This window comes from Enterobacter sichuanensis (assembly GCF_002939185.1).
In the GTDB taxonomy this organism is placed as follows: domain Bacteria; phylum Pseudomonadota; class Gammaproteobacteria; order Enterobacterales; family Enterobacteriaceae; genus Enterobacter; species Enterobacter sichuanensis.
In genome coordinates this window covers 1-10,835 of record NZ_POVL01000079.1, presented here as the reverse complement: position 1 = coordinate 10,835, position 10,835 = coordinate 1, and the positions used below count along the sequence as shown (strand labels likewise).

The following is a 10,835-nucleotide window of genomic DNA, read 5'->3' as shown; positions in this document are numbered from 1 at the left end:
CTAGCAAGCTACTCTTGAACCTAAAAGAATAAAAATAAAACAAAAGAGCACTCAGTATAAGTTGAATGATTATTTTTGGTGCTTCATTAGCTTTCACTTTTCGCTCCAGACTTATATTTATCAACTACAACCCTCAGTTCTTTATAGCATGCAAAATTTTCAAGCATCATTTTCATTATCGTAAGCTTTAAATTCCTGCCCCTCGAATCCTCCTTGAGTTTACCCTCTGCGAAAACGTCTAACTTATCAGAGGAAATATTTCTAATTATGAATGCACCAATAGAATTCTTTGATTCAATAAAAATTGTTTTACATGGCGTCTTGGTTGTCAAATTAACAACTTTAGCTACACCCTCAGCATCAAAATCATTATTAAACTCATGCGGAGATTTAAAAGAATTTGTAACTTCTATCCTTGCAGAAATCATTGATTCTTTTGCGTACAACCTTAAATCTGTAAATGCCTCTCTATAATAGAAAGTGATACCATAATCAGTATCTTTTAGCTGCGAAACATCCGTTATACTTAAGAGAGCTTCTTTTACTTCATTTAACTCAATCATTTCCTACCTTTACTTTTAATGTCTTCTTACGGGACCACTTTGCAAATTTATCTCTAAAAAAGCGACTCTCAAGGATTTTATCATTGATTAACGAATATTAAAACGCTTAAGATTCAAGCAAAAAAATTTGCGCGCTGATAAACATCATATACCTCAATTGTTCATTGCTTTAATTGGTTGTACTTCACCTGAAGAAGCTGGATCGGCGTCGGTCCGTGCTCGGCTGTCGGTGCTGCAATTGCCCGGCGTACCGGCGGCACTGGCTTACCCTCAAAGACGCGCTTCTCCCACATATCCAGCAGTTCACCGGCTTCACGCGCCAGCTCACCATGCGTTAACTGGCGCTCTGTGCTGCGATGGCGCAGTTCCACGCAGATGTGGTACATGACCGGCTGCGACCAGGGGAATTGCTCACTGGAGGTAAATTCGAACGAACGATTACGCCAGTCCCAGTACTCAGCGATCACCTGGTCAACGGTGATGCCCAGCGCCCCGCCGCTCTGCTTGCACCAGGCGACGAACTGACCCGGCGACGGCAGGAATGGACGCTCCTGGCGGCGGGCAATGCGCATTCCGGCATCCACCTGTGCCATGGTGTGGATACCGTTTTCCTGAAACGCCAGCAGCCACTGACGGCGGAATTCGTTCAGGTCTTCCTGAGTGCGGAAGTTCGCCATGCTGGCCGGAAATGCGGCACGCAGCTCGTTGAACAGCTTGTTGAATACCTGCGCCACCTGCTCTACCGGCGCGCGCTCCTGGTACTGCTCTGGCAGGTTATGGGCCATGCGGCTCATCTGCTCGCGGTCGTGGTTAAGCATCTGCTCTGCAAGAGATTTCATCGAAGCACCTCATAGGCCCAGTCAGTGTTGTTGAAGTCCAAATCCGGCTTAGCGGCACGCTGCTCACCTCCGGCGTTGCGCTGCAATGTCAGCTTGTCCCACTGCTTGCGCAGGCTTTCCGGGCTCAGGATGTTGGTCTGCCAGAAGTGGTGTTTGCTGGCCCAGTCATACAGCGCGCAGATGTCCTGGTGCGACCGGTTGTCTATCTGGCGCATCAGGCGAACGGTGTTAGACCAGGAGGTCATGTCCGGGGCTTTGCAGGTTGGGTTAATAAGTTTCACCCTGGTGGAAATCAGCAGGATCCGAATGCGGTCCCTGAGTCACGTCTGCAGCAGGCCAACCGTCAAGTTTCGCAGAGCAATCAACATCCTCAGTTCGACGATGACATCCCCTTCTGAAAGGCATCGCTATGACTCACGCTCACGACGACATGAGGGTTGGCATACTGTGCCTTCCCTTCATTGGTAACGGCTGGCTAATGCCATGGGGTGAAGTTGTCAGCAATCCATTAAAGGCGCAGCGGCTCGCTGAGGAATATCGGGAAAGGCAGGAGGCGGCATGACCGGAAAATACTCTCTTATCTACGCTGATCCGCCCTGGTCTTACGGCAACACCATCAGCAACGGCGCTGCTGCCGATCACTACTCCACCATGAAGTTAATCGACATCAAGCGTCTGCCAGTGTGGGAACTAGCCGCCGAAAACGCGGTGCTGGCGATGTGGTACACAGGTACGCATATGCGATAGCCGTGCCGCACTTGACCAAGTTCCGCACCGGTGCCACCGGGCAGCCAGTAACTGAACCCGTACCAACGGTCACTGCTGGCACATCCCGGCGCCCGGGCGGGAATGGGCATGCTCTCGGCGTAGTTGAGGCTGCGCTGACCCCGTTCCTGGCTGGCAACGGCGGCAGTGAGTACCAGGCGAAGCCGCGCCCGCTGGATAAACCCGCTCATACAATCCTCAAGCAGTCCCGCGCGTGCGTGGTTGCGCCGGTCATCGCCCGCCAGTTTGGCGCCAGTGTTGGGCACAGGGCTGACGAACCGAGCGCAACGATTACTGCTGGGGGCGGCGGAAAATCGCAGCTGGTGACGCCGACGCTGATCCAGGTGGGATATGGCGAACGCCCAGGGCAAGCACCGCGGGTTCTGCAACTGGAAAAACCGCTGGGGACGATTACTGCCGGCGGCGGAAAGTTCGCAATGGTCGCGGCGAATATGGTGAAACACTTCGGCGGGAATTACACCGGCGCTGGCGTTGCTCTGGACGAGCCCATTCACACCGTGACCACCACCGATCACCACGCTATTGTCACCTCCAGCATTATCAAAATGCGCGGTACCAATACCGGCCAGCCTACTGACACTCCACTGCAAACCGTGACCGCTGGCGGTCAGCATTTTGGTGAAGTTAATACCACGCTGGCAAATGAGGGATACGACGAGCACCGCGCGCAGCTTACGGCTGATTTCCTACGGGAACATTGTGGTGAGGACTGCACCGGGCTGGTTACTGTCGATGGCATCACTTACCGCATCGTAGATATCGGCATGCGCATGCTTCAGCCTCATGAGTTGTATCGGGCGCAGGGTTTCCCTGAGTGGTACATCATCGATAGGGACTACCGCGGCGTGAAGTATGCGAAGGATAAGCAGGTGGCCCGCTGCGGTAATGCGGTTCCGCCGCCCTTCGCTGAAGCTCTGGTAAGGGCAAATTTGCCAGAAATGTGCGTAACAAGAGGATCGGAGGCAGCATGAAATCGTTCATCACCAGGTCGCTAAAGCGGCCTTTTTTATTGCTGGCGTTCACCTTCAACCGAATTAACCGACAGTTCCGGGAGCATTGACCATGGCCGATATCATCGATACCGCAGCAGAGATTGAAGAGCTTCAGCGTAACGCTGCCCTTTCCGCTCACCGCATCGACCGCAACGCCGTTTCAGCAGAGCATTGCGCTGAATGCGGCGAGGATATCCCAGAGCCGCGGCGCGATGCCGTTCCCGGCTGCCAGACCTGCGCTGAGTGCCAGGGTGTTATCGAGTTGAGGAATAAGCAGAGGGGGATCCAGTGAAAGAGCGCGGAATGATTTTTAACGGCGAGATGGTGCGCGCCATCCTCGATGGGCGGAAGACGCAGACCCACAGGGTCATTAAGGACTGCACGGTCGGAAGAGACCAAATTTCAAAATTCATTCAGATCGGGAAGAAGTTTATCGGCTGTTACCCAGAAGATGTGCCTGAACTAATCAGGGAATGCTGCCCGTACGGAGTACCAGGCGATCGCATCTGGGTGCGCGAGACGTTCTGCTCGGTTCCTGATCATGAAGAGCCTGCTGGTTGTTCTGCTCTTCTTTATGCGGCAGACGGCAACGGCCCCTATGGAAAGTGGACTCCATCAATCCACATGCCGCGCTGGGCTAGTCGGATTTTACTGGAGATCACCGATGTACGGGTCGAGCGCCTGAACGATATCAGTGAGGAAGACGCACGTTCGGAGGGAATTTCTGGCTCCTCGGCCCGTGACATAAAAGAGGCTTACGCAGCGTTATGGCGTTCTATCTACGGTTCTGACAGCTGGCAGGCTAACCCATGGGTCTGGGTGATCGTGTTTAAGCGTATCGAAGGAGATGACCATGCGACTGATTAACCGCGACAATCAGCAGTCTCCTATCGCGCGACAGGCATGCGACATCGCGCTGGCAGCCCACCAGCAAAGATATGGCGACTATGGGCGCAGCAAGATGAAAGAGACTTATACGGTGAAGGTTGAAGGAGTGAAGGTCTGGGTGGAGGTGGTAAACCGCAAGACGAGCTATGTGGCCACGGCAATGACAGGCATGCGCCGCTTGCGTGCCCTTCCCGGGCAGATTGCCTGATAACGATTTATCAACGTCATAACCCCGGCACTTATATACTCGTGCCGGTTACCTGAGGTGGACTATGGCACAGGTAATTTTTAACGAAGAATGGGTTGTTGGCGCAAGGCTCACAGAAAAAACAGGCCTGACCGAACGACAGATTGAGAAGTATCGCCAGGGCTGTTGGGTGGAAGGTGTCCATTTTAAACGGGTATCGCCTTCTGGAGAAAAAACCTTGCGAGGCACAACCTGGTATAACTATCCGAGAATTAATCAGTTAATAAGGGATGCGTAAGATGGCAGCTTTGCCTACAGGTGTCGAAGTCAGAAACAATAAGATTTGTATCTGGTTCATGTACCGGGGAAAGCGTTGCCGCGAAATTCTCAAAGGTTGGATTAACACCCCGGCGAACATTAAAAAAGCCGGGAATCTTCGGGCTGTGATCGTTAGCGAGATCAACCTTGGTGAGTTTGATTACAACCAGCGCTTTCCTTCATCATCCAGAGCAAAAAAAACCGTAACTACTGTTTCAGTTCAAACCTTTTCAGAGCTGTGTGAACTGTGGACGAGCATTAAAGAAACAGAAATTAGCGCGAATACGATGCGTAAGACGCGCTCACAACTCGGTACGTTAACGCACATCATAAATGGAGATACGCCTGTTTCAACTATACGCCACAGCGACATTCTGAAATACAGAAAGGAGCTGTTAAACGGTGAGACACTGTACCTGGCAAATCCCAGAAGCAACAAACAGGGACGCACTGTACGTACCGTGAACAACTATATATCGCTTCTGTGCTCCCTACTTCGGTTTGCACACAAATCTGGCTTTATCAGTGGCAAGCCCTTTGAGGGGATCAAGAAACTACACAAAGGGAAAGTAAAACCGGACCCTTTAACGAAGCACGAGTTTAGTTTGCTTGCGGAATCTGAGCGTGGCCAAAGCCTCAATATGTGGACGTTTGCAGTTTATACCGGAGTCCGTCATGGAGAGCTCGCTGCTCTTGCCTGGGAAGATATCGACTGGGAAAAAGGTACGGCTCATATACAGCGCAATCTTAATGCGCTGGGAATGTTCGTCCCACCAAAAACCGATGCAGGTGATCGTGTTATCACCTTACTAGAGCCAGCACTAGAGGCCTTGAAGGCACAGCGTACGCTGACTTCGTTGCAGCCTAAAACGGAGATTGTTTTTCATCACCGTGAGTATGGTGCGATGGAATATCAAAATCTGCGATTTGTTTTCATGCCCAGGATGCGCAAGGGCAAACAGAAAGCCTACTACTCTTTATCGAGTATCGGCTCCAGATTTAACGCAGCTGTAAAACGTGCTGGTATTCGCCGCCGGAATCCGTACCATACGCGGCATACTTTTGCCTGCTGGCTTTTATCTGCCGGCGCTAACCCGTCTTTCATAGCCAGCCAGATGGGGCATGAAAACGCGCAAATGGTTTATGAAGTCTACGGTGCGTGGATTGAAGAAATGAATGGCGAACAGGTGCTGATGCTTAACGATAAGCTCGCACGCTGAAAAATTTTTGCCCCTATTATGCCCCTATTGGCTCCGAAGGTAGCAATAAATGCAAGAAAATCAATCAAATACAAAGAAAGAGCAATACAACCTGAATAAACTGCAAAAGCGACTGCGCCGTAACGTGGGCGAAGCCATTGCAGACTTCAACATGATTGAAGAAGGCGACCGCATCATGGTTTGCCTGTCAGGCGGTAAAGACAGCTACACCATGCTGGAGATCCTGCGTAATCTTCAGCAAAGTGCCCCGGTGAAATTCTCCCTGGTGGCGGTCAACCTTGACCAGAAACAACCGGGCTTCCCGGAGCATATTCTGCCGGAATATCTCGAGAATCTGGGCGTTGAGTACAAAATCGTCGAAGAAAATACCTACGGTATTGTGAAAGAGAAAATCCCGGAAGGAAAAACCACCTGCTCGCTTTGCTCTCGTCTGCGCCGTGGCATTCTGTACCGTACCGCGACGGAACTGGGGGCGACCAAAATTGCGCTGGGCCACCACCGCGACGATATCCTGCAAACGCTGTTCCTCAATATGTTCTACGGCGGCAAGATGAAAGGTATGCCCCCTAAACTGATGAGCGATGACGGCAAACACATTGTGATCCGCCCGCTTGCCTACTGCCGCGAAAAAGACATCGAGCGTTTTTCTCAGGCTAAAGGGTTCCCGATTATTCCATGTAATCTCTGCGGCTCTCAGCCGAACCTGCAGCGCCAGGTCATTGGCGACATGCTGCGCGACTGGGACAAGCGTTATCCGGGGCGGCTCGAAACCATGTTCAGCGCGATGCAGAACGTCGTGCCTTCGCATCTCGCGGATGTTGAACTGTTCGACTTCAAAGGCATCAACCACGAATCTGACGTGGTGAACGGCGGTGACCTGGCGTTTGACCGGGAAGATATCCCGATGCAGCCAGCTGGCTGGCAGCCAGAAGACGATGACAACGCGTTTGAAGAGCTGCGTCTGAACGTCGTTGAAGTGAAGTAAGCGATTAGCGTCTCAGAAATACCTTCTGAGACGCTTCATTCTTTATTTCAGCAAACGTACGCGACAGGTTTTACCTTTAATTTTCCCGTTTTGCAGCTGCTTCCAGGCTTTATGGGCAACGCCCTGGCGAACCGCCACATAGACATGCGCCGGGTGAACCGCAATCTTACCGATATCCGCCCCGTCCAGCCCCAGCTCTCCGGTCAATGCACCTAATACATCCCCCGGGCGCATTTTGGCTTTTTTCCCACCATCGATACACAGCGTCGTCATTTCGGCTTCCAGCGGCACCAGGCTGACGCCGGCAGGGGCATTCATCCAGTTCAGTTTAATCTGCAGCATCTCAGAGAGAATGTTGGCGCGCTGCGCCTCTTCCGGCGCGCAGAAGCTGATGGCCAGACCGCTGTTCCCGGCGCGTGCAGTACGACCGATACGGTGGACATGGACTTCCGGATCCCACGCCAGTTCATAGTTCACGACCAGCTCAAGGGATTTGATATCCAGACCGCGTGCAGCGACATCGGTCGCGACCAGCACGCGGGCGCTGCCGTTGGCGAAACGTACCAGCGTCTGATCGCGATCGCGCTGTTCCAGATCGCCATGCAGCGACAATGCGCTCTGTCCGGCAGCATTCAGGGCATCACAGACCGACTGGCAATCTTTTTTGGTGTTACAGAACACCACACAAGAGGCTGGCTGATGCTGGCTCAGCAATTTCTGCAGAAGCGGGATTTTCCCCTGCTGCGAGGTTTCAAAGAACTGCTGCTCTATGGCGGGCAGCGCATCTACGCTGTCGATCTCAATGGTCAGGGGATTTTTCTGCACGCGCCCGCTGATGGCGGCGATGGCTTCCGGCCAGGTTGCAGAGAACAACAGCGTCTGACGATCGGTCGGTGCGAAACGGATCACCTCGTCAATCGCGTCGCTGAAGCCCATATCCAGCATCCGATCTGCCTCATCCATGACCAGCGTGTGTAACGCATCAAGCGAAACGGTGCCTTTTTGCAGGTGATCCAGCAGGCGGCCTGGCGTCGCGACAATAATGTGCGGCGCATGCTGAAGTGAATCACGCTGCGCGCCGAACGGCTGTCCGCCACAGAGGGTTAAAATTTTGGTGTTTGGCAGGAATCGCGCCAGGCGACGCAGCTCGCCAGCGACTTGATCGGCCAGTTCACGGGTCGGGCACAGCACCAGCGACTGGGTCTGAAAAAGCGCCGCATCGATATGCTGCAACAGGCCAAGACCAAATGCCGCGGTTTTCCCACTGCCCGTTTTCGCCTGTACGCGCACGTCACGGCCCTCAAGGATGGCGGGCAACGCGGCCGCCTGAACAGGCGTCATCGTGAGGTATCCCAACTCGTTAAGGTTATCGAGTTGGGCGGCGGGCAGAATATTCAGGGTAGAAAAAGCGGTCACAATTGTCTCTCGTGGTGATCTTTGCGGTCAGATGGCGCGTATCCTCGCAGATCTCGCGGTCCGATGCGACAATTTAATCGGTTCTTCATCGGGCGGCGGGTCGGGCATCGGCTGAGGACGCGGGATGGGATCGGGCATTGGCACCGGATCGGTCGGGGTGGGATCGGACTGACGTGATTGTTGCAATAGCAGAGCGTTGAGGATGCTCATCATTCCCTCCAGAATTGACTGTCATCCCTTTTAGGGTAGACGCTGAGATTCAGGAGGCAAAAAAAAGCCGACTATGAAGTCGGCGTCGTACGAATCAATTGTGCTATGCAGTAATTCAAAAAAGGAAGTAAGACAATATGGAGCGCAACGCCCATCGCTTGACGTTGCATTCACCTGCGGGAGTAATAGTGCACCTTACGGGGTAAACGTTTATTGACTTCGCTCAATTAAAAGAGCGTTTTGACCCCGTCGAAAGGAGAAAAAAGCGTAAATTTACAGCCATTTACTACGATGCAACCACCATGCAACACCACCAATCAAAACAACTAACATGACGCAAAACGCGGTAAAGCCATAGCGATACGCACCACCCGGAATGCCGCCCAGGTTGACGCCAAACAGCCCGGTAAGAAACGTGCTGGGTAAAAATACCATTGCCATCAGGGACATCGTATAGGTTCTTCTCGCCAGCGACTCCTGCATCACCTGCGCAATTTCGTCCGCCATCACCGCCGTTCTGGCAATACAGGAATCAATTTCATCCAGTCCGCGGCCCAGTCTGTCGGCGATATCCTGCATTCTGCGACGGTGATCGTCATTCATCCAGGCGAGTCTTTCACTGGCCAGACGCGCATACACATCCCGCTGGGGCGTCATATAGCGGCGCATCACGATCAGCTGCTTACGCAACAGGGCCAGAAAACCGCGCGGCGGGATCTGCTGATCGAGCAGGTTATCTTCCAGGTCGATGATTTTGTCGTGCAGCTCCTCGATAAACTCACTTGCGTGATCGGTCAGCGCATCACACACGTCCACCAGCCAGCTGCCGCAGTCGACGGGCCCGGTACCCTCTTTCAGATCGTTAACGATGTCATCCAGCGCCAGCACTTTACGCTGGCGGGTGGAGACAATCAGCCCGTCGTCCATATAGACACGCATCGCAACCAGCTGATCCGGACGTTCATCCGTGCTGCCGTTAATGCATCGCAGGGTGATTAGCGTACCGTCACCCATGCGGCTCACGCGGGGCCGCAGGCTTTCCCCCGCCAGCGCATCGCGCACATTGTTAGGCAAAAGCGGCGTTGAGGCCAGCCAGTCAGCACTGTCCGGGTGGGTGTAGTTCAAATGTAACCAGCAGGGATGCGCATTATCGATCACATCATTGTCTTCCAGCGGTCGGGCACCGCCACGACCATCCAGCACCCACGCAAATACTGCGTCAGGAACGTTAAGTTCAGATCCTTTAATGCTATCCACAGCGCCTCCACCATTTAACTCTTTCGGTGTCAGTCTAGCTTTCATGAGGGGTTAAGCAACAAAAATGCGTTGTGCAATGTATTGATATCGTGGCGGAGTATAGGCCGGGTAAGCGCAGCGCCACCCGGCAAGAAAGGCAGGTGTTGTCAGAGAGAGTGCTCTGGCCGCTGAAGGAAGGAGGGTGAACCGGACGATAAGGAGGAAGGTGTGCCCTGGCCAAGCCGGAAATTACGCGTGCGGGCCTGCAGCTCAATCACCTGGTTACGCAGCACGTCAGAGGAGCCGTTAAGTTCCTCCGCCATTGCCACGTTACTTTGCGTGACCCGCTCCAGCTCTGACAACGCCAGCGTAATCTGAGATATCCCTTTCTCCTGCTCTGAGGTCGAGGCGGAAATTTCGTCCATCAACCGGCTGACATTCCCTGACCCCGCCACGATCTCCTGCATATTCTTCTCCGCCTCCGATACAACGGTAGCGCCCTGGCTGACGTTACTGCTGGTGACTTCAATCAGCGCTTTGATATTCTTCGCGGCCTCTGCACTGCGGTGCGCCAGATTTCTGACCTCTTCTGCGACGACAGAAAATCCCTTTCCATGATCTCCCGCCCTCGCCGCCTCAACGGCCGCGTTGAGTGCCAGAATATTCGTCTGGAAGGCAATGCCGTCGATCAGCGAGATAATCTCGGTCATCTGCTGAGCGCATTCGGTGATGGACTCCATATTGGTGGCAACCTGCCCCATCAGCTCCCCGCCCTTGCGCGCCTGTCGCGTCGCCATGTTGGCCTGCTCGCTCGCCAGGCGGGTGTTATCGGCATTGTTTTTGGTACTTGCCGCCATTTGCTCCATGCTGGCTGCGGTTTGCACCAGAGACGCCGACTGCTGCTCGGTTTTCACCGAAAGCTGCGCGCTACGTGACGAGAGTTGATCCGATAAGGTCATGGCGGTTTGCGATGACGCCCTGATCTCACGCACCAGCGTAGCGATGTTGCCCGAAAGGCTATTAATGCCGGGAATGAGTCGACCCGCGCAGTTGTTGCCAAACTCGGGAATAGACACCCCCAGATTGCCCGCTGTCACCTCTTCAATACTTTTCTTTACCGTATTGATCGGCGTCACAAGATACTTCGTCATATAGACCCAGAGCAAAAATAGCGCAAAAAAGTTGATTACGTTAA

General features: G+C 53.3%; 13 protein-coding genes and 3 pseudogenes. 9 read left to right on the top strand and 7 right to left on the bottom strand.

Annotated features, from left to right (window positions below; genetic code table 11):
• Positions 1-86: 86 nt before the first annotated feature.
• The 3 genes and pseudogenes from C5687_RS22400 to C5687_RS22390 form a co-directional block, all read right to left on the bottom strand.
• Positions 87-563 carry a hypothetical protein gene (locus C5687_RS22400; RefSeq protein ID WP_104558007.1) on the bottom strand — a complete coding sequence of 159 codons (477 nt, stop codon included), beginning with the start codon at positions 561-563 and terminating at the stop codon, positions 87-89.
• Positions 564-724: 161 nt separating this feature from the next.
• On the bottom strand, positions 725-1,402 hold the full coding sequence (locus tag C5687_RS22395; RefSeq protein WP_104558005.1) for a replication protein P: 678 nt from the start codon (positions 1,400-1,402) through the stop codon (positions 725-727).
• Positions 1,399-1,695: pseudogene (locus tag C5687_RS22390) on the bottom strand (replication protein); the annotation flags it as partial. The pseudogene C5687_RS22390 and the gene C5687_RS22395, both read right to left, overlap by 4 nt.
• A 116-nt stretch (positions 1,696-1,811) precedes the next feature.
• Between C5687_RS22390 and C5687_RS22385 the strand changes: the two are divergent.
• The 9 genes and pseudogenes from C5687_RS22385 (at position 1,812) to ttcA (ending at position 6,778) form a co-directional block, all read left to right on the top strand.
• On the top strand, positions 1,812-1,964 hold the full coding sequence (locus C5687_RS22385; RefSeq protein WP_104558003.1) for a DUF1317 family protein: 153 nt from the start codon (positions 1,812-1,814) through the stop codon (positions 1,962-1,964).
• A pseudogene (locus tag C5687_RS22380) lies at positions 1,961-2,140 on the top strand (MT-A70 family methyltransferase); the annotation flags it as partial. The gene C5687_RS22385 and the pseudogene C5687_RS22380, both read left to right, overlap by 4 nt.
• Positions 2,137-3,159 (top strand): annotated as a pseudogene (locus C5687_RS22375) (DNA cytosine methyltransferase); the annotation flags it as partial. The pseudogenes C5687_RS22380 and C5687_RS22375, both read left to right, overlap by 4 nt.
• 91 nt (positions 3,160-3,250) lie before the next feature.
• Positions 3,251-3,472, top strand: a complete 222-nt coding sequence (locus tag C5687_RS22370; protein ID WP_096888925.1) for a TraR/DksA family transcriptional regulator — start codon at positions 3,251-3,253, stop codon at positions 3,470-3,472.
• The gene (locus tag C5687_RS22365) at positions 3,469-4,047 is read left to right on the top strand and encodes an ASCH domain-containing protein (protein ID WP_238380508.1); all 579 of its coding nucleotides are present in this window, start codon (positions 3,469-3,471) and stop codon (positions 4,045-4,047) included. Before C5687_RS22370 ends, C5687_RS22365 begins: the two co-directional genes overlap by 4 nt.
• Positions 4,034-4,276 carry a DUF4060 family protein gene (locus C5687_RS22360; RefSeq protein WP_104558001.1) on the top strand — a complete coding sequence of 81 codons (243 nt, stop codon included), beginning with the start codon at positions 4,034-4,036 and terminating at the stop codon, positions 4,274-4,276. Before C5687_RS22365 ends, C5687_RS22360 begins: the two co-directional genes overlap by 14 nt.
• Before the next feature lie 64 nt (positions 4,277-4,340).
• Entirely contained in the window at positions 4,341-4,553 is a 213-nt protein-coding gene (xisR, locus tag C5687_RS22355; protein WP_104557999.1) for an excisionase family protein, read from the top strand.
• A gap of 1 nt (position 4,554) precedes the next feature.
• Positions 4,555-5,793 carry a site-specific integrase gene (locus tag C5687_RS22350; RefSeq protein WP_104557997.1) on the top strand — a complete coding sequence of 413 codons (1,239 nt, stop codon included), beginning with the start codon at positions 4,555-4,557 and terminating at the stop codon, positions 5,791-5,793.
• Positions 5,794-5,842: 49 nt separating this feature from the next.
• The gene (ttcA, locus tag C5687_RS22345; protein WP_104557995.1) at positions 5,843-6,778 is read left to right on the top strand and encodes a tRNA 2-thiocytidine(32) synthetase TtcA; all 936 of its coding nucleotides are present in this window, start codon (positions 5,843-5,845) and stop codon (positions 6,776-6,778) included.
• 42 nt (positions 6,779-6,820) lie between these two features.
• Here the strand turns inward: ttcA and dbpA are convergent, their stop codons facing one another.
• The 4 genes from dbpA to C5687_RS22325 form a co-directional block, all read right to left on the bottom strand.
• Positions 6,821-8,194, bottom strand: a complete 1,374-nt coding sequence (gene dbpA, locus C5687_RS22340; RefSeq protein WP_104557993.1) for an ATP-dependent RNA helicase DbpA — start codon at positions 8,192-8,194, stop codon at positions 6,821-6,823.
• A 27-nt stretch (positions 8,195-8,221) separates the two neighbouring features.
• On the bottom strand, positions 8,222-8,404 hold the full coding sequence (gene ynaL / locus C5687_RS25240) for a proline-rich small protein YnaL (protein WP_071994076.1): 183 nt from the start codon (positions 8,402-8,404) through the stop codon (positions 8,222-8,224).
• Between the two features lie 273 nt (positions 8,405-8,677).
• On the bottom strand, positions 8,678-9,661 hold the full coding sequence (gene zntB / locus C5687_RS22330) for a zinc transporter ZntB (protein WP_104557991.1): 984 nt from the start codon (positions 9,659-9,661) through the stop codon (positions 8,678-8,680).
• 146 nt (positions 9,662-9,807) lie between these two features.
• On the bottom strand, positions 9,808-10,835 hold a 1,028-nt coding region (locus tag C5687_RS22325), incomplete at its 5' end, for a methyl-accepting chemotaxis protein (protein WP_238380507.1).